Annotated in this window: 8 protein-coding genes; 5 read left to right on the plus strand and 3 right to left on the minus strand. The window is 60.0% G+C overall.

Annotation, left to right across the window (positions count from 1 at the left end; translation table 11 throughout):
- Nucleotides 1–217 precede the first annotated feature (217 nt).
- The 5 genes from BLV18_RS19005 to BLV18_RS19025 all read left to right on the plus strand — a co-directional run bounded on the left by BLV18_RS19005 (nucleotide 218) and on the right by BLV18_RS19025 (nucleotide 14,133).
- Complete coding sequence (locus tag BLV18_RS19005) at nucleotides 218–2,593, plus strand: autotransporter outer membrane beta-barrel domain-containing protein (protein ID WP_167375959.1); 2,376 nt, start codon at nucleotides 218–220, stop codon at nucleotides 2,591–2,593.
- Between the two features lie 204 nt (nucleotides 2,594–2,797).
- A complete protein-coding gene (locus tag BLV18_RS19010) occupies nucleotides 2,798–4,951 on the plus strand; it encodes an autotransporter outer membrane beta-barrel domain-containing protein (RefSeq protein ID WP_167375960.1) in 2,154 nt (717 codons plus the stop codon).
- Nucleotides 4,952–5,232: 281 nt separating this feature from the next.
- The gene (locus BLV18_RS19015; protein WP_090360879.1) at nucleotides 5,233–8,919 is read left to right on the plus strand and encodes an immunoglobulin-like domain-containing protein; all 3,687 of its coding nucleotides are present in this window, start codon (nucleotides 5,233–5,235) and stop codon (nucleotides 8,917–8,919) included.
- Nucleotides 8,920–9,380: 461 nt separating this feature from the next.
- Nucleotides 9,381–12,692 carry a hypothetical protein gene (locus BLV18_RS19020; protein ID WP_090360882.1) on the plus strand — a complete coding sequence of 1,104 codons (3,312 nt, stop codon included), beginning with the start codon at nucleotides 9,381–9,383 and terminating at the stop codon, nucleotides 12,690–12,692.
- 1,234 nt (nucleotides 12,693–13,926) lie between these two features.
- Complete coding sequence (locus tag BLV18_RS19025; protein WP_244156896.1) at nucleotides 13,927–14,133, plus strand: DUF3077 domain-containing protein; 207 nt, start codon at nucleotides 13,927–13,929, stop codon at nucleotides 14,131–14,133.
- Nucleotides 14,134–14,335: 202 nt separating this feature from the next.
- On the opposite strand, the gene BLV18_RS19030 is transcribed toward BLV18_RS19025, so the two are convergent.
- The 3 genes from BLV18_RS19030 to BLV18_RS19040 form a co-directional block, all read right to left on the minus strand.
- The gene (locus tag BLV18_RS19030; RefSeq protein ID WP_090360888.1) at nucleotides 14,336–15,313 is read right to left on the minus strand and encodes a polymorphic toxin type 44 domain-containing protein; all 978 of its coding nucleotides are present in this window, start codon (nucleotides 15,311–15,313) and stop codon (nucleotides 14,336–14,338) included.
- 151 nt (nucleotides 15,314–15,464) lie between these two features.
- Nucleotides 15,465–18,497 (minus strand): dermonecrotic toxin domain-containing protein, encoded by a 3,033-nt coding sequence (locus BLV18_RS19035; RefSeq protein ID WP_090360892.1) that lies wholly within the window; start codon nucleotides 18,495–18,497, stop codon nucleotides 15,465–15,467.
- 78 nt (nucleotides 18,498–18,575) lie between these two features.
- The gene (locus BLV18_RS19040; RefSeq protein ID WP_090360895.1) at nucleotides 18,576–20,006 is read right to left on the minus strand and encodes a lipopolysaccharide kinase InaA family protein; all 1,431 of its coding nucleotides are present in this window, start codon (nucleotides 20,004–20,006) and stop codon (nucleotides 18,576–18,578) included.
- Nucleotides 20,007–20,122 lie beyond the last annotated feature (116 nt).

Consider the following 20,122-nt stretch of genomic DNA (forward strand, 5'->3'; position numbering starts at 1 on the left):
GTTGGTGGGGCCCGCCACTGCCACTGTCAATCCGGGGGATGTGCCGACCTTCTGGAACCTCAGTCAGGCGGCTACCTTGACGTTGAACCCTGGAGCACAAAGCCAGGAGATCTTCGCCGAGGCCTCTACGGTCAACTTGAACGGGGCCTCGTCGATAGCGAACACAGGGCGGGTGCTGGAATTGGACCAAGGGGCGCTGGCCACGGTGGTAGACAGCTTGCTGCTCAATACGGCCAATAGCGGTGTCACGGTCCGACGTGGCTCACTGCTTTCATTGCTCGACAGCCAGGTTACGGCGGTTCAGCGAGGCCTGAATCTGCTGGCAGGCGGCGAGGTGATTGCGCGCAATACTCAAGTCACGGTGGTGGGCCTTGGGGGCACCGTGCCACTTGTCGATGGCGCCGGTATTGTCATGCTGGGAGGTACAGCAACCTTGGCCGAGGGTTCGCAGGTGGTGGGTTCGAGCAATGGCGCTGTGTTCAGTGGTGACCGCTTTACTCCAGGTGACGATGGCCATGTATCGACCTTGATCATCGACAATTCCAGCGTGCAATCCCAGTTTGGCAGCGCGATTGCGCTGGTGCCCTTGCGTGGTGCCGAGCTGCCGGTGGCGCAGTTGCTGGTGCGCAATGGATCGACATTGTCAGGGGGCAACGGCATTGCCATGGACCTGACCGCTGGCACCACCGCGACGATGGAAGTCGACGCAAGCACAGTGCAGGGCGGTATCAATGCTGCCAGTGGGGCGGTGGCGAACGTAACCTTGAACAACGGCAGCCGCCTGACGGGCAACAGTGCGATTGCGGCCTTGGCAGCGCTGCAACTGGAGGTCGACAACAGCACGCTCAGCGGCGATATCAACCTGCAAGAGCAATCCGAAGCGGTGCTTGCCTTTCGTAATGGCGCGGCGTTGCAAGGCTCGCTGAATGCCAGTAATCCTACCAATACCACCTTGTCGCTCGATGGCAGCACCATGCAAGGCAATGTCAGCGCTACGGGGACAACCACCCAATTGGACCTGAGCAATGCCTCCACTCTGACCGGCCAAGTCATCGGAGCCAACCAGGTGACACTCGATGGCGGCTCTGTATGGAACATGACGGGGAGCTCCCGGGTCGGCGGACTGTCCATCAACGCCAGTCGAGTGAATCTTGCAGGTACTGGCGGCGCCTTCGGTACCTTGACCGTGGACAGCCTGACTGGCGCAGGTACTTTCGGGCTCAACACCGATATCGCCAGTGGCCAAGGTGATTTGTTGGTCGTGACCGGCCAGGCTGAGGGCAGTCACAGTTTACAGATCGCCAACAGTGGGGCCGAGCCACAGGCAAGCAATACCGGGCTGACTGTAGTTGAAACGGGCGGTGGGGCGGCGACCTTTGCGGTGGCAGGCGGGCAGGTGGATGCGGGCACCTTTGTGTACGAGCTGGCCCATCAGGGAAATGACTGGGCGCTGGTGCGAAGCACCGTTGGGGAGCCAGGTAAACCCGAGGAGCCAGGCGGGCCCGGCGAGCCAGAGTTACCCGGTGAACCCGAGGAGCCAAGTGGTCCAGGCGAACCTGAAGTGCCAGGTGAGCCCGAGCAGCCTGGTGGGCCAGGGGAACCGGAGCTGCCGGTCGGGCCTGGCGAACCCGAAGTGCCAGGTGAGCCAGGTGAGCCAGGTGAACCTGGTGGTCCGATTGTCAGCCCCAGCGCCAGGGCAGTGCTGGGTCTATTCAATGCGGCGCCTACGGTGTGGTATGGAGAAACCACCACCTTGCTCAGTCGCATGGGGGATCTGCGCACAGGACGCAGCATTAGTGGGCCGTGGCTGCGCGCCTTTGGCGGCAGGTCTGATCTATCCGCCGCAGGCGGGGTTGCCTACCGGCAACGTCAGCGGGGGCTGAGTTTTGGTGTGGACACTCCGCTACCGGCGGCCAATGGCCAATGGATGCTGGGGGTAATGGGAGGCTACAGCCGCTCCGACCTGGACATGGCCGCTGGCACCAACGGCCATGTAGACAGCTACTCTTTGGGCATCTATACCACCTGGCTCAGTGAATCGGGTTATTACGTGGATGCGTTGATCAAGGCCAACCGCTTCCAGAACGGATCAGACGTTCTGATGAGCGATGGCCGGCGCACAGGCGGCGACTACGATACCTACGGGGTGGGCGGCTCGGTCGAAGTCGGCAAGCATATCAAGCTGGCCGATGGCTGGTTTGTAGAGCCCTATGCACAATTATCTGCCCTGCGGGTCCAGGGTGAAAAGTACGACCTCGACAACGGGATGCAAGCGCGCGGCAATCATGCCGACTCGCTGCTGGGGAAAGTGGGCAGTCATGTCGGACGGCAGTTCGCATTGCCCGGTGGCGGGAGCGTACAGCCCTATATAAAAATTGCAGCCGCCCATGAGTTCGCCAAGTCGAACCGGGTAAAAATCAACGACACCTATTCATTCAACAATGATTTGTCGGGCAGCCGTGGTGAATTGGGCGCCGGAATTTCCGCCCAACTTACAGAGGCATTCCAACTGCATGCCGACTTCGATTACAGCAACGGTAAAAATATCGAGCAGCCCTGGGGGGGAAGTCTGGGCGTACGATACGCGTGGTGAGGTACCTTCGAATACGGAGGATACTAGGACGATTCTTACAAGTAAGCGGGACTCGTCCTACGTAAAATATTCAGCAGAGAACCTAGGATAGTCGATCCCGAATGCCAAGGCATTGCGCCCAGCATGATCACAATGTCCGAGATCCCTTGCATGAACCCGTGTTTTTCCCGAAAAGCCATCCCGCCCGCTCTTTTGAGTGTTCTGTTGTTACCCTGCCATACGCTTGCCACACCGCAATACCTCAGCGGCCCCGATGCATCCGCCGACGTCGGCCCCGCCAGTGGCCATCACTCATGGCTGATCGAGAACGGCGCCACGCTCAACGTGCTCCCGGGAGGCCAGGTGCAGGAGGTTCGTAGCTTCGATGCGAACCTCTTCATGGAAGGCTCGTCGATGGGTCAGGATCAGGAAATCTATCTGAGCAACTCAACGGCAACCATCCGCAACAGCACTTTGGACGGCGGTACTCGCACGGCCTTGAACGTCACCGACGGCAGCGTCGCGCAGGTTTATGACAGCCGTATCTCCAGCATTGGTCGTGGGGTCAATGTCCCGATGAAAGGCTCCGTTTCGCTGGCTAACACCCAGGTATACGGCGCCGACAACGGCGGTAACGGCAACATGGATGGCGGCGTGGGTATCGCCTTGGTCAATGGCAAGGCGGAGGTCGTCCAGAAGAGCCATGTCGTCGGTGACAGGTATGGCGCGGCCATCAGTTCCAATCGCCATGAGGACCCCGCGTCCTGGCGCAACAGCCTGGTGGTGGACAACGCCCACATCGAGGGTAAAGGCGCTAGCGCCATCAAGGTGGAATCCTTCTTCGACAACCGCCCCAGCCAGGCCAGCATTATCGTCAGCAACGGCGGGACCCTCACAGGTGGCAATGGTGTCATCCTCGAAGTGGCCAAGAATGCCAACGTTGATTTCGCCGTGAGCAATAGCCATTTGACTGGCGACATCGTAGTCGCCGACACGGCGCGCACGGCCGTGAGCCTGATCAACGGAGCAAGTTTGAACGGCACCATGGCGGGTGTGCAGACACTGTCCATTGAAAACGCCTCGTGGACGCTCGCCGCAAACGCCAATGTGCAAGACCTGACCCTGAGCAACGGTCGGGTGGACCTGGGCGGCGCCAATGGCAACTTTCATCAGCTCGACCTCGACACCTTGAATGGCAGCGGCACTTTCGGCCTGGGCACGGACCTGGCCGCCGGTATCGGTGACAAGGTCGTGGTCAGCGGCAACGCCAGTGGCAATCACCAACTGGCGATTCAGAATACGGGTACCGACGTCGGCAAGGGCCAAAGCCCACTCGAAGTGGTCAAGACAGGCAGTGGTGACGCGCAATTCGCCGTCTTGGGTGGCCAGGTGGACCTGGGCACCTTCGTCTACGATTTGCAACGACAGGGCAATGACTGGTTTCTGGTGCAACGTCCTGGCGAGGTCGTTACGCCTGGTACTCGATCGGTGCTCGGTTTGTTCAGCGCAGCACCCACCGTGTGGTACGGCGAATCCTCGACGCTGCGCTCACGCATGGGTGAACTGCGCATGGGCACTGGCGAAAGCGGGGTGTGGAGCCGCACTTACGGCAACCGCTATAACCTCTCCGCCGGCGGCGGAGTGGGCTACCAGCAGCGCCAGCAAGGTTTGAGCGTGGGCGCCGATGGTGCGCTGCCAGTCAGCGACGGCAAGATGCTGGTAGGCGTGATGGGCGGCTACAGCCGCTCCGACCTGGATCTTGCGGGCGGTACCACGGGCAGTGTCGACAGCTACTACGTTGGCCTGTACGGCACTTGGCTTGCCGACAACGGTTACTACATCGATGCCTTGCTGAAGCTCAACCGTTTCCAGAACAAGTCTGATGTACGCATGAGCGACGGCCAGCGCTCCCGTGGCGATTACAACAATCAGGGTCTGGGCGTTTCCTTGGAGGCAGGCAAGCGCGTCGATCTGGACAATGGTGTGTTCGTCACCCCTTTCGCCCAGCTTTCGATGCTGCAGGTACAGGGTGAGCAGTACGAATTGGACAACGGCATGCAGGCGCGCAGCAACAAGGCCGATTCGCTGCTGGGCAAGATCGGCACATACGTGGGCCAAACACGGCAAATGGCCCAGCATGGCCAGTTTGACTACTACGGCAAAATCGCCATCGCACAAGAGTTCGCCAACAACAATGAGGTGAGGGTCAATAGCAATCGTTTCACCAATGATTTGTCGGGCACCCGTGCAGAATTGGGCGTGGGGACTGCGGTTCAGGTGTCGGAACGACTGCAATTGCATGCGGACTTCGACTATGTCAAAGGCCAGAACCTAGAACAGCCTTGGGGTATTAGCCTTGGCGCCCGTTACAACTTCTGAAGATGACCTGAACAAAGTGTAGAGTTGACCCGGGCAGGGGTGAGTGGTCATTGCTACTTACCCCAAGCCTGATGCCAGGCACAAAATACAATTGACGCCCGACGTGTATAGGAATTGATATAAGGCTTGCACTCGAAAAATAGTATTCACTGTTTCACTGTCGTCAATACTACACCTTTGGTTGCTCTAATAAACGCCTGAATTTTCGACCGGTTTATTCTCCATTCATCTTCTACCGTCATACCAGTCGCTCTCGACCTGAACCTCACAAGAGCCCTGTCATGACTACTCTCAACGACACCTTGCGCCTGCTGCAACTGCAGATCAGCCAAACTCAGCCCGCCACCCCCACACCGTTCGGCGCTGCGCCCTACCACCCTGGCGCGCCGACGCTGCCTGCTCCCCATATTCCGGCCCTCATCGTGCATGGCGGCCTCAACAAGAACGACCTGGACGACCCCACCGTTCCAGTAGCGGTGCAAGTAGTGCTGCAACCCAGCATGCTGGAACACGATGAGCTGATCCTGTATCTGGACACCACCGCCGTGGCCGCCGAGACCCTGCGCCAGGAGCACTTGGACAGTGGCGTGCTCACCTTCTATCTGGTGCCATCCGTCTTTCCTCGGGAGGGCTGGATCACGCTGCATTATCACCACAGCGTTCCGCTTTCCAGCACGTTTGCCGTGTCCGAAAGCGTCGGCCCCTTTCTGGTCAAGCAGACCGTACCGGGCGATCCCGATCCGGACCCGTCCACTCCCGACGTCAACGAACGACTGACGGCCATCACCGGTATTCCGGACCCCGTGCCGCCTGGTCGGGCACTGACGGTGACCCTCCCGCGTCACGTGAACATTCGCGAACACGACAAGATGATTCTGCATTGGGCCGATAAGGAAGTTGTCAAGACCATCTCCGCCGACGAAGCTTCGAATCCCAATATACAGCTGGCTGTCACCGTACCGGCCAGCGTGATTGACAGCACTCCGGGCGTTGGCTTGATCGTACGCTATGAAATTTACGACACAGTAATGAACTGGTCGTTGTACAGCGAGCCAGCCTATGCCGACGTCGATCCTCCGGGGGTTCTGCATGCGCCCTCAGTGCGCGATGCCAACGACGACGACGAACTGGATATGGACGAGCTGGACGGTGCCGACGTGGCCATCCTGATTCCAGTCAACGGCAACCTCCCTGTGGGCACCAATGGCGTATTGACCTGGACCGGCATCCCGGTGACCGGGCCGCGGCTTACCTATACGGCGTCGTTCAAGATCGAACGGGCGGCTACACGCATCACGCTGTACGTGCCCAACGCCAAGGCTGCAGCCTTGGTCAGCAGTACCGCCATGGTGTATTACGAGGCAATCATCAACGGTGTGAGTACGCCATCGCGACGTACCAGCGTGGCGGTGATTGGTGACCCAATGACCCTGGAAAAACCCACGCTCACCGGTGTCACGGGAGATAGCTATAACCCGAACTTGATCACTGGCAGCCACCAGGAGGTGATCGTTCCCAGTTATGGCTTCATGGCCAGTGGCCAAGCCATCATCCTGCATTGGGAAGGCCGCACCGCCAGTGGCCAACCGCTTTATGTGCAGAACAGGAAGGATCTGACCAGCGACACTCCGCAGGACACCGCTTTTCTGGTGGATAAAACGTATGCCACCAGCTTGGGTATCAATACCTTGCTCAAGGTGTATTACGACATCATGGCCGATGGCACGACTTACGTCTCGCCGCCATTGGAGCTGACCGTGATGGGCGTCTCAAACAACCTGCCCAAGCCCACCACCGAACCGGTGTTTGCGAACGGTGAAATCGACCCCGATACCGTGACCGACGCCATCAAGGTCGTGGTGGAGCCCAACGCCAGCCTCGCGCCGGGGGACCTGTTGAGTGTGAAATGGCTGGGTCGATCCGGTGCCAGCATTACACTGAGCAACCAAGTCTTCCCAAATTCGGGCAACCTCGAAATCCGCATCGGCAAGACGCCCTACATCGACGGCAACACCAATGGTTATGTAGATGTCAGCTACGAAGCTCGACGCAACGGGCAGCCTGTGGGCAGTTCGCAGGTGCTGCAACTGCATGTTGGCGAAGCAGCGGCGTTACCTTGGCCACTGCCTACGTTAATCGACGCCACGGGAGGACAGGTCAGCACCTGGCAGCCCGTCAAACCGGGCACCCAGTTCGACACCAATACCGCTACCGTGGTGATCAGCGACGCACGAATTAGACCGGGGGATACAGTGGCCGTCATTTGGCGGCTACCAGATGGCTCGGACCTGACTGTTCCCTGGGTTCTAGCTACTGATGGTGAAGGAAGGGTTCCGGTGCCGCCTACCGTACTGGGGCGCAGCATGGGGCAGTTGGTGCAGGCGGGATGCGTGTTATTCAGAGGGCCGGCTTTGGATCCGGTCGGGAGTTCAGGGCTGACGAGCCTGCAGATAGGTACAGTACCTGCAAATGCGCTGAGTGAACTGCTCATTCTGGAAGCCACCAACAGTGGGGTAGGGCCAGAGTTGGACGTGAGTCAGTTGACAGGCGATGCCAACCTCAGAGTTGGTCGCTGGCCGCTGATCGAAGTAGGACAACCGGTCTGGTTGACGCTTACCGGAACCAGAATGGACGGCACGTCCTATTCAAAAGTTGTGTTGTCTCCACCTAACGCTGTGGATTCAGCTTGGGTGAGCCTGGGCTACCGCACGGCACGGATGGACCAATCCGAAGCCAAGGGGCTCAAAGATGGTAGTAACCTCACCGTACAGCTGAAGGTCGGCATAAGGAAAGAGCAGAACGAGAGCCTGGCATTGGCATTTATCTCCAAGACGTACATCGTAAGGTCCGTGGCAGACAGCCGTCCGGTTATTACCAACGTGCAGGATTCGAAGGGCGGAATCGCCAATGGCGGCGACACCTATGACGCTCAGGTGACGGTGTCAGGAACAGCCACGCCCAATCAAGACATTGAGTTGCTTGATAATGGTTCGTCCAAGGGCCGGGTATCCGTCAACGCCAGCGGGAACTGGAGCCTGCTTGTTACTGCACTGTCCACGGGCGCACATTCACTCACTGCCAAGGCCCTGTATGGCAGTGGTCAGCAATCCCTAGCTCGAACATTCACACGTCTGGCAGATGCGGCGCCAACCATCAGCAACGTAACCGACTCTCGGGGGACAGTGGCGCCAGGTGGCACTACCTATGACGCCCAGATAACTGTCAGTGGGACCGCCCTGGCTAATCAGCAGGCTGAGATCTTCGATCATTCCAGCTCCAAGGGCATGGCTACGGTCAACGCCAGCGGGAACTGGAGTCTGGGAATAGGCGGGCTGGTTATGGGCGCGCATTCCATTACAGCGAGAGCCCGTTATGGCAGCGGCCAGTCTTCTGCCGCCAGAACATTCACAAGGATCAACCTCCCGTTGGTCGTAGATACGACGCAACTGTCACTCAGCGGAAAACTGTACATCAATGTTGCAGGAGGGTTACCCAACCCAATGCCGGCAGGAACGTCCGCTCGACGCAGTGCCTCGGGTGGCACTCCGCCCTATCAATACACATCTGCAAACAGCAATGTTGCCGCTGTGGACAGTTCTGGACTGGTGCAGTCCAGAGGCGTGGGTAATACCACCATCACGGTCAGCGATTCTGCCGGCCAACGCTTGAGCTTTTCCGTAGTAGTGTCCGGCGTGTTTCTGTTTCGCTATGCAGGTACGGGGCAATGGTACCCGCCCTCCAACGCAGGCAACATCCTCACTCGCGACCTGATGGCCGAGATATGGGCGCAGTGCGCATCCCATGGCGGCGTTGCAGCATTGGGTATCCCGGGTGGTGTTTACTGGACTGGCACCAGTTCGGACGGAGTCCGCCGGTACTACACCAGAAACTTGAGCACGGGAGCCGAAGGGACTGAAGCAGGCCAGGGAATAGGCACAGCTTCGCACCATATGCTCAAGCGGCCTTGATGACAGCAACCGGCAGCCAGTCATCGCGAGAAAAACCATTTCACACGATGGCCGGATCGGTTGTTCATGTACGTAAAAAATTCTAGCATCGGGCAAGCGTAGTGTTAACGCTCGCCCGATGTTTTACATTGCGCCGTCCACCCTTGCCCCTCTTCCTGTGCACCCTCTGGTTATTATGTTTAGGGTTCTCTCGCCGCTGTTTTTTTAAATATCCTACGCTGAAGCTTCGGTCCGCCTCCATGTTTAGATTGGTCATCGCCCAATCAATTACCCTGCCCAGCCGTGAATAAAAAGAGACTTGATGCGAACGCGTGAAAGAATACTTTCAACCTCAGGCTTAGTTTAAATACTACTCCACAATCCACCTAATTAAACGCCTAAAATTTAGACCGGTTAATTATCGATTCCTCATCTAACGTCATACCAGTCGCTCTCGACCTGAACCTCACAAGAGCCCTGCCATGACTACGCTCAACAACACCCTGCAGCTGCTGCAGCTGCAAATCGCCCACAGCCAGTCATCCACCTTCGGCGCGTTCGCTGTCGCGCCCCATCATCCCGGCATCCCCACCCTGCCTGCCCCGCAGGTTCCGGCGCTGCTGGTGCACAACGGCCTGAACAAGAACGACCTGCACGACCCCACCGTACCCGTGGCCGTGCAAGTGGTCCTGCAACCCAGCATGCTGGAAAACGACAACCTCGCCCTGTACCTGAATGACACTCCCGTTCAGGTCAACACCATCAGCCCCGAGGACATGCAAAGCGGCATCGTCACCTTTCTCGTGAGTCCCTCCCAGTTTCCTCAGGACGGCGAGGTCACGCTGCACTATCACCATATAGTTCCGCCTTCCACCTCGTTCAGCGTGTCCGAAAGCGTCGGCCCTTTTCTGGTCAAACAGAGCGTACCGGGAAACCCCGACCCGGAGCCGTCCACCCCCCATGTCAACGAACGCCTGACCCCGCCCACCGGCATTCCCGACATGGTGCCCGCTGGCCAGGCACTGACAGTGACCATCCCGCGCTACGTGAACATCGCCGAGCATGACGAGATCGTTCTGCACTGGTCGAACCGGGAAATTACCAAGACCCTTACCGCGGACGAAGCCAACAACTCGAGCACACCGCTGACCATCAGCGTACCGGCCGACATCATCGACAGCACACCGGGCATCGGGCTGATCGTGCGCTACGACATCCACGACACGGTGAAGAACTGGTCGCTCTACAGCCTCGAAGCCCGCACCGACGTGATCCCCCCCGGCGCCCTGTACGCACCGACCGTGCGCGATGCCAATGACTACGATGAATTGGACATGGACGAGCTGGACGGCGCCGACGTGGCCATTCAGATCCCGGTCAACGGCAACCTGCCCGTGGGCACCGAAGGCGTACTGACCTGGACCGGCCTCCCGGTGATCGGGCCGCGACTGACCTACACGGCGTCGTTCAAGATCGAACGGGCGGCTACACGTATCACGCTGTACGTGCCCAACGACAAGGCCGCTGCTTTGGTGGGCAGCGCGGGCACGGTGTTTTACGAGGCGACCATCAACGGCGTGAGCACCCCTTCGCAACGCACCAGTGTGCAGGTGATCGGCCAGCCAGTGACCCTGGAGAAACCCACACTCACCGATGTCACAGGCGATACCTACAATCCGGCGCTGGTCAGCGGCTCGCATCAGCAGGTCATCGTGCCGGCCTACAGCTTCATGGCCAGTGGGCAGACCGTGATTCTGCACTGGCAAGGCTTGACTGCCAGTGGCAGCGGGCTCTTCACGCAGCTGACCAAAAGGCTGACCAGCGATACGCCGCAGGACCTGGACTTCTTGATCGACAAGGTCTTCGCAACGGGGCTGGGCACCAACACGACCCTGAAGGTGTATTACGAGATCGACGTGGAAGGTACGGCCTATGTTTCGCCAGCGCTGGAACTGACCGTGGTGGGCGTGCCGAGCAACCTGCCCAAGCCGACTACCGAGCCGGTCTTTCCAGGCGGTGAGGTTGATCCCGGTGTGGTAGGTGCCACGGTCAAGGTCGTGGTGGAACCCAATTCCACGCTGCTTGCGGGTGACATGTTGACCATTCGTTGGGAAGGCTCCGGTGCCAGCACTTCTGTTACCAATCGGCCGTTTCCTGCCTCCGGCAATCTGGAAGTGCCGATCGGCAAGGAACCGTACATCAGCGGCAATATCAACGGCTACGTGGAAGTCTGGTACGAAGCCCGCCGCAACAGCCAGCCGGTGGGGTCTTCGCAACGGCTGGTGTTGCATGTGAACGAGCCGTCCGTGCAACCCTGGCCACTGCCCAGAATCGTCGATGCCAGCCAGACCGAAGCCAATCCCTGGCAGCCCATTCGTCCGGGTACCGGCTATGAAAGCAATACCGCCACGGTGGTCGTCAACGATGCCCGTATCCAGAGTGGGGATGTGGTGGCCGTGGTGTGGCGTTTGCCCAGCGGAGAAGTACTGCCTATCCCCCACAGTACTACCAACGCCGGGAACGCAAGCATCGCCATAGCGCCAGCTTTTCTCGCTGCCAGCCTGGGGAAAACGGTGGAAGTGGCCTATGTGGTCTTTCGGGGGGGGCAAGTCGTTGGTAGCTCTGAAGTCATTGCGTTCGTGCTGGAGGATTTGCGGCCCGCACTGTTGAGAGGGCCGCAAGTGGTCGAGGCCGTGGGTGGGCAACTGGACCTCAATACCGTGACAGGCAATGCGACCGTGATGGTTGAGCCTTGGCCGTTTATTCAGGCTGGGCAGATGTTTTGGCTGCGGATACAGGGAGTGCGTGACGACGGCAGTGATTACAGCGAGCGATTGCCAGAACCTTACACGGTACAAACGGCAGAAGTAGTGGCGGGTATTCGACGTCCTGTACCCCGTACTGTGCTGCTGCGGTTGGAGAATGCCTCAATCGTGACGATTCAACTAAAAGTCGACCTGGCCGGCGCAGGCACGGAAAGTTCGGCAAAACTGTTTCCTTTGGGTGAGGTTGTGATGAAAACACTAGAACTGAACTTGATTGCGCCTACCGTGGCGGGCGTGGTGGATGGGCGTCTGGATCCTGAAACTGTCCCAGGGACGGGCGTCATAGTCCAGGTACCCGCGTTTGGCGGCAGAGCACCAGGGCAGCGGGTTTATGTCGAGTTTACCGGGCAGGAGGCGTCTCATCAGGTGACGGCTGAGCGGGAAGTCCAAGATGCTACTACGCCGATGGACTTTACTATCAGCAAAGCGGAAGTGCTGAATAATAACGGTGAGGCCGTGACATTTGACTATAAGGTTGCCCGAGTTGATGGCGCGCTATTCAGTGCGTCCAAGGCGGTGCCGGTGGTGCTTGGGAAGGAAGGAAGCGGTGGCGGGGGCGGGGGCGAGCCGTATTATGAAGACTTTGAAACGCCGCCAAGTAATCCTGCAAATGTGTATCCCCGATTTAGATTTTCTGGAACTGGGATTAGTGGCACTCAAACTCACAGCTATCCGCCCTATATAACCCGCAAATGTCTTACGGTGCAGAACCAAGGTGGTCATGCACTGATCGAGTTTACTCCGCCTGCACGAAAAGTAACATTTGGCCTGCTGAGGAAATGGAGCAGAATGAAAGCCAAATACAATGACGGCAGCGAGATTTCCGTCACCGACCCGGTGGGCACAGAGTTTATAGGATGGCTTGACATACCAGAGGTCGCAGGCCTTCGTATAACTCAATTAATAGTTACCCCGTCTTCTGGGACGCCAGGCAGTGTCATGATTGACAATATGGCAATCTATTACTAGAAAGCGAGGTATGGCAGCGACAAAATCAGCGTGTCGCTTATTGCTGCGCATAGGTTCACGCAGAGCAATCTGTCGCTCCCACAGATGTAAAGTTTTCTCTGTAGGAGCGGCGTACTGCCGCGAAGATTTTAGCTCTTCCGGTATCAAATACATAATGTGTGCCGACCGTATTTCTTCATCACAGCTTTAAGCCGCTTCAAAAAATCATCAGAATGAGGCGAACCCACGAAAACTCTCCAAAATTTTGCATCGCTTTGTAATTGCAGCCTGAGCGCCGCACGCTTTAACCGATCCCGACGCCGATACTTCGCCTCACCGTACCCCAGTTTTCTCGTCATGCGCCCCTAATCCCTTGAATAATAATCTGGCCTATCACCATGCCTGCGGAGTGGCTTTTGTACTGCGCTCGGCCGATATTGATCGCCAGCCACTTGGCCTGGAGGGTCTGCGCGTCGATACGGTCAGCCGCACGCCGACGCCAAAGGCTTCCACTATCCCCAGACAACGCTAGTGGATGCTGCTCCAAAGACCGACGTGATACAGGTACTGGCCCTGATTGTGCCAGTAGAGCTCTGCGGTCGTGTGACCTTGGAACGGTAATCCCACTTGATGATTCTGTACATCTGGCCGATGCAGATAACTACGGGTTCGGCTATGACGCTGCCACTGGTTCTTGCGCAGGTGTAGTTGTCTTTGCGCCAAGCATTGGGTAGCCTTGACCGGTCGCTGCCAAATCAGCGACCGGGTTTAGTAGCCTGAACAAACTTCCAGGCGCCAAAGCGCCATAGCTTCTCGATAGGCGCTTTTTTTGTGTCTGTCGGGGCGTGTTATGGCGGCTGTGCGCAGGGCACCTCGTGTGCGCTGGGTTCCTGGAATCCCGGTCTACTAACCTGCGTCACAGCCGCCACCTTTCGTTTAGTAGCGACATCTGGCGGCTCCACCATTCCAGGAGCTCCACCATGGTCAAGCCGACCCCCGATCTGCCCATCGTTCTTCTCCCGCCTGATTATTCTCGGTTTCATTGGCTCGGCGTCTTTGAACGTGTCGACAGTGAAGCCCTGGCTGCTCGGTGCAACGCACAGAATCCAGCACCGCCGAAGCCTTGCGACTTGCAACGGGGCTGAAAGTCATTGCGCACGAGCGGAAGGGCTGCTCGTGCTTGCCATCGATGTTGAAAAGGAAATTGACCATGGTGGAGATCACTCGAACCTGCAGTGTGCCCGTAGGGGACTGTTTGTCGGATAAGCCTGCGCTGTTCAGCGTGAATGCCGGTGTTGCGCTGGAGGATGCACTGGCGCACCTTGGGGTGTTGCTGGAGTGCGCTCAGTTGACGGCGAACGAGTTGTGGGATGCGCCGGATCGGAGTTTGCTGGGCGTGACGTTGCATTGCATCGAGCATGCGCAGGCGGTGGTGGCTTCGCTGCAGGTGCCGCGGGGTTGACCAAGCTCCTTTGGGAAATCTGTCTGGAATGTGTGTGGCAGGACCGGCCTATTCGCGGGCAGAGCCCGCTCCCACAAGGGGCGGGGCTTTGGCTGGAATGTTTATGGGCAGGCCGGCCTATTCGCGGGCAGAGCCCGCTCCCACAGGGGTGGGCTCTTCGCGGGCAGCCGCTCCCTCATCCCGAGGCTGGACGTCGGGCTGTTCAATCGCGTCGTTTTCTGAGTCCGGTTGGGGCTGATTCGCTCGATCCACACCGATACTCCCGCCTCCCGGAAGCCCAGTCTTCCCGTTCGGCGCCGTTGATCACCTGAATGATGGCCTTGGCCGTCACCACCCCTTCGGGATGGCGCTTGTACAGTTCAATGCCGATGTTGATTGCCAGTCGCTCGGCCGGGGTGCGCCAATGGCGCAAGGTACCGCGCTGTTCCAGTGGGGTCTGCGCGTCGATGCCGTCGAGCAGCACGCCGGGGCGAAAACCGGCCGCCATGCCCAGATAACCGTAATGGATACCGCTCCACAGACCGACGTGATACAGGTATCGCCCTTGCTTGTGCCAGGAAGAGTCCTGCAACTGCGCGACCTTGGCGCGGTAATTCCACTCGCGGTTATCGTCCATCTGCTCGGCCCACAAGGCCACGGCTTTGTCCTTGCAGGCCTTGGCCACCCGCCGTGGATCGCGCGCCCACCAGCGGGCATGCCAGGGAAGGGCTTGGTAGGTGTGGGTAGCTTGAGTGGCATCGTAGCGATTGAGTTGTCTGATCTGGCCTACGGTGGGGTGGCGGACATTGCGGTTGATCTCGTCGGCCGTGTAGGTGGTGATCGACAGCAACTGGTCCGGGTGGCCGCAGTTCGGGGAGGTAGTGGGACGTGGCACGACAGCATGCCGTGGTTTGACGCTGCGCAGCGACTCGTACTGGGTCGTGAACGAAGAAGGAATGAGCAGCGCGTTGCAGGCACAGCTGCTGGTGCTGTCGAGACTGCCAGCGACGCGACGGCCGTGGCTCTTGAGCTGGTCCACACCGCCGACGATGTGGAATTCGCCCGTGTGCTTTCCACACGACACGCGATCGCCCTCGCGCGCGCGCGGAACGCCGAGCAGGGTGACGCCCCGCTCGCCTCCCAGGACCGTGCCACCACACGATGTCTTGTCGCCCAGACGGATGAAATACCCCAGCCTCATGTCCAACCCCCTGCTCTGCCGCTGGCCCGCGAGGGGCCGCCAAGCGACAGGAGTCTCCGGGAGTACTGGAAGTACGTCTGTAGGATCGGTCCCACGCGAATGCGGGAAGTGTCCTGATTTGCGGTTGGCAGGTCTGCGCGGCGAACTTCTCTCAACGCGTGGACTTCCAGGAATGGAGATTGCCCACGACGATTTCCGCGCGGTTGGCGAAGGGGAAGTAATGCTCCACGCACGCCAGTAGGCGCAGCTCGTATTCCTCGCTGCTGATGCCCAGTGAACGCCGCAGGTCGGGGCGCAGGGCCAAGTCGTAGTAGTCGGGCCGGGTTTCACGCAGGACGTCGTCGAGCACTTGCGGGCCGGTCATCTCGAAGGTGTCCTTGATGTAGGCCCAGAAGATTTTCGTTTCCACGGCGCTGGGCGCCTGGCCCAGGGTTGGTCGGGCCTGGGCGTAGAACTGCGGCCGAGCCTTGAAGCGGCGCTGGATGGAGCGGCTCACGGCCTTGAGCACCGGGTTGCCGGGATGGCTGCCCAGGACGTGGCTGTTGTAGCCGCTGTACGGCACGTCCGCGTGGGTGACGGCATCGTCGAGCAACAGATCGTTCGGTCCGGCAGGCAGGTCGATGTGATGCGTCGCGGCCTTGAAGGTGTTGTCGACGTCGGTGTAGATACCGCCGTAGGTGTCCAGCAGCGGGTAGCGCAGCAGGTCGCTGGCGGCGGCGTAATTCTTTGCCTGCCCGGAGCGAAGCGCCCGGTACTGAGGACCGCTCGGCCCTGCGCAGAGTGTTTCGAAGAAGTCCTGTCCTGCCAGCGCTTTGACCTCGAAGTCCTTCTTGCCGGCGAACTGGCGGGTCAGTTGCTGCAGCAGCTTGGGCGTGTCCATGTCGGCGTGAATGACCGTGCGGTAGCCTTTCATGCGGGCGGCGTTGACCAGCAGGTTATCCAGCAGGGCCTGGCTGGGCAGCTCGTGACCCAACCAGAGGTAGTGCAGGTATTTGGGGATCGGCGTGGCCTGGGCAACTGGCGCTGGCAAGGGTGGCAGGGTGACGGTTTTCACGTCATGGGGCGCGGGGGTGCGTGCGGCTCCCTCCAGCCATCGGCTGCGCTCGCCGGTGTGCCAGGCGCCCTCGGGTGTGCGCCACACATAGGCGGTGTTGCCCAAGTGGTTGGCGCGCCAGGTCTTCTCGTCTGCATCGTACATGGCCAGCAGAGAACCCCGCTCGACGGTGCGGACCATGTAGCGGTCCATGACCGTCTCGACCCCGTCCAGAGGGATGTCGACCGTAATGGCCGTGGCAGGAGGTTGCAGCCTGATGTCGCCGTCCAACGGCGCACCACCCCAGTCGAAGGGCGCCTGCGACGCAGCGTCGATGCTGGAGCTGACCCTCTGCGCCGGTTGCCAGACACCTTTGGCATCCAGCGACAGGGGGATGTAGCTGTGCACGGCATAGGGGTTGAACGGATCCACCACGGCCCACTGTTTGATCTCCCCGATAAAGCGTACGCGGTACAGCGCGTCGTCGATCGGTGCGAACGTTTCCAGCCCTGCGCGCACGCACAGGCCGGCGAACCGACCCGTGCGATGCAGGGTGAAATCATTGGCCCGCAGCAGCGCCGGGCGCCACGCTGCCAGGTCTTTGGCGGCGCGGCGTGCCAGGGTTGCGGGCGTGTCGCTTTGTCCGGCGGTCGAGGTGACGGAGGTGGATGAGTCCGAATCGTCTGAGTCAATCGACGTGTCGTCGTCTGGTGGAGTCGTGGTGTCGTCGTCGCCGGATTCTCCACCGGGCAGGAGCAGGTCGGCTTCCAGGTCCAGATCAGCCGTGGCGTCGGCTTCCAGCTGCGCGTATTCGCCCACCAGGCTGGCATCACTTAGCAGAGGCAAATTCAGCATGACGCCGAGGGCCTGAAGGACCGCCCCGCGTATGGCTTGGGTGCGTTCCTGATCGCTCAGGGCATTGATCGCCTTGTCGGTGTACAAGCCGACCTCTACCAGCCCTGCGGCGATCGACACCGCTGCGATGGGCCAGCCGATCAGGCTGAAACCGCCATAGAGCTTGAGAAAACTGTCCAGATAGCCGATCCACAGGCCTTTGTCGAGCCGGGCGTTGGACATCAGCAGGTACTTGGCGTCCAGCTCCATGTCGGTCTTGAGGTTGGAGGTCAGGAAGTCGAACGCATAACCGTCGAGCACGCGCTCCCGAGTGTTGATGGGGGTCTTGCTGTTTTTCCAGGCCGACTTGGCGATGTCGGCCAAGTGGCCTTGCAAGGTTTTCCATTCGGCGTCTTGATTGTGCTCAGGCTTGACGAACTGGACGCCGAAGGCGCGCCGGGCGGCGGGAGTGTCCAGGTTTTGCTGCAGCCATTCGTAAAGTTGCTGCTTGCCGGTCAACGTCACGAACGCCGGGTGCTGCATGGCGCAATAGAGGATTTCTCGGCCCTGGCGGGTGCAGAAACGAATGACGCTCTGACAGACCATCCCGTCGATGTCCAGGGTGCGCAAGACCGTGGTCGAGCTCGAAACGACGTCTCCGTACAGCTTGTCTGGGCTGAAAGGGCTGGTGGGATCGTTGGCTACGGCGTTGTAGACCTCCATGAAATCCTCGGTGGTCATGTCGCCACGCTGGCATTGCAGCACGGCGCTGCACAACATGCTGATCTTGGACACTGAACGATAGGTCGCCTGGTTGTTGATCCAGAAACCGCGCAGGCGAGACAGGTATTGACTGGAGAAATCGATGTGCCAGAAATAGGTGAGCACTTCACGCGGGTCCAGGCGGATCTCGTTGTGCTCGTTGTAGGCATGGGTATTTTCATCGGCGGTGTAGAAGCCGCCCATCTGCGCCAGCAGGTCGCTGTTGCGCTGCTGATCCAGGTCGAAACGGCGCATCACCAGTTCGACCAGGGTCATGGATTGTCTGGGACGGCCGTAATGCTCCCAGCCGGTGTAGGTGCGCGAGCTGCTGTTGGCGGAGTCGAACCAATGCCAGTAGACCTGATACGGGTCGTCGACACCGGCCTCCAACTGTGTAAGCAAGGTGCGTGCGGCTTCGAACGCGGCGCTTTCGAGGTCGGGGTATTGAGTGGCGATCTGCTCGATACGATGTCGCCAGTAGTTCACCTGCACGGCTTTGTGCTCGTTCAGGATGTCGTTGCTGGTGACGGCTGAGTAAGGGGGCGTGGTGCTCATGGTGGGGCCTCGTGGGTGGGAGCCCACGAGGTTAGAAAGCGGCCCGCCTGCTATGGGCGTGCATAGTTAGCGCCGCAATCAGGGCAGGCGTCGATCCAGCAAGCCGTGCAAGGCGCTGGCCTGGGGCCAGTTGCGCAGCAGGCGATCACGGTCACGCTGGTGAGCGAGGGCAAAACTGCTGTCGCTGGCGTGTTGCTGCATGGCATCCAGGTCGATCAGTGCCCAGCGGCCGTTGTGCCAGAACAGGTTGTGGCCCTTGAGATCGCCATGGCTGATGCGCTCGCGCTTGAGGTCGGCGAACAGTCGATCCAGGGCCTGCAACTGCGCCTCGGGCACCTCACCGGTGTCGACGTGGGGGGCGAACGCTTCGATCAGGTCCGGGCCGCTGAGGTGCTCGGTGACCAGATAGGCCTCGCGGCGCAACCACAGCACGCGTTTCTCCAGCACGCCCAGGGGCTTGGGCGTGGCGATGCCGAGGAACAGCAGGCGATTGCCTTCGACCCAGGAGTGCCAGGCACGGCTCGGGCGCCAGAAGCGCTTGCCCCAGTGCAACAGGTTCTTGATGTTGTAGCGCTTGATCAGCAGGTCGCGGCTCTGGCTGTGAACACGGCCAACCGTGGCGGCGCCGCCGGTCTTGTAGATATGGCCTTGTTCGAGCAGGGCGTCGGCACGCTCCAGCACGGGCAGCACGGCGGCTTCTTCTTCGCGGCGCACGGCACGCAGGCTGGAGGCGTTGTCCTGGACGCTGAACAGGCTGCAGTCGCGGCCGACTTTGCCCAGATAGTCCTTGAGGCGCCAGGCGCGGACCTTGTCGATCTGCTTCTGCAGCGCTTCCATGGGCAGGCCGTGCTCGCCGTTGGCCAGCAGGTAGTACACCAGCAACTCTTCGGTAAAGGGTTCCAGGTGCTTGGGTAACTGAGCGAAGAACACACCGAGGTTTTCCAGCACCTTTTGCCGCGACAGGGGCTTGCCAGCTTCTTCGACCTGGATGCCGGCGCCGTCGATCAGGTACACCTGGCCGTTGTGGCGCAGCAGGTTGTCCAGGTGCAGGTCTTGTTGCCACAGGCCTTTGCCATGCATCTGGCCGATGATGCCGAGGGCTTCGCCGAGCACGGCGCTCTGTTCGTCGGCCAGGGGCGGCAGGGTTTCCACGCGAGCCCATTCGTCGGCCAGGCTGCGGGCGTTTTCCAGGTACTCGAACAACAGCCAGCCGCCCTCGCCTTCCTGCAGGCCGTCGGCGAGCAGTTGCGGGGTGCTCAGGCCCTGTTCGGCGAGCAGGCGCACGCCGGCCAGCTCGCGCTGGAAATGCCGAGCGGCCTTGCTGCCGACCAGGAGTTTGGCGAGCACGGTGCGGCCCCGCCAGACACCGGCACCCACGTAGCGCTGGCCAGGCAGAACGCGCAGCAAGGTCAGCAGTTGCAGCTCGGCAGGGCCTGCGGCGTCAGCCAAAGTGATGCTCAATGGCAGGGCTGGGGTGCGGCCGGCTTGGGTCAGTTCAGACAGGCGCATCGGCGGGCCTCTTGTTGGATGTAGGGTGAGGCGCGGGATGGGTGGCTGGCAGGAAGGGCCTCTTCGCGGGCAGAGCCCGCTCCCACAGAAGAATGCACGGCATGTGCTCTTTGTGG

The sequence above is a fragment of the Pseudomonas coleopterorum genome (genome assembly GCF_900105555.1).
Lineage (GTDB): Bacteria > Pseudomonadota > Gammaproteobacteria > Pseudomonadales > Pseudomonadaceae > Aquipseudomonas > Aquipseudomonas coleopterorum.

Excerpts from the sequence above, each read along its gene's own strand:
- BLV18_RS19015 (WP_090360879.1), top strand. The coding sequence starts at position 5,233 with ATGACTACTCTCAACGACACCTTGCGCCTGCTGCAACTGCAGATCAGC.
- BLV18_RS19020 (WP_090360882.1), top strand. The coding sequence starts at position 9,381 with ATGACTACGCTCAACAACACCCTGCAGCTGCTGCAGCTGCAAATCGCC.
- BLV18_RS19030 (WP_090360888.1), bottom strand. The coding sequence starts at position 15,313 with ATGAGGCTGGGGTATTTCATCCGTCTGGGCGACAAGACATCGTGTGGT.
- BLV18_RS19035 (WP_090360892.1), bottom strand. The coding sequence starts at position 18,497 with ATGAGCACCACGCCCCCTTACTCAGCCGTCACCAGCAACGACATCCTG.
- BLV18_RS19040 (WP_090360895.1), bottom strand. The coding sequence starts at position 20,006 with ATGCGCCTGTCTGAACTGACCCAAGCCGGCCGCACCCCAGCCCTGCCA.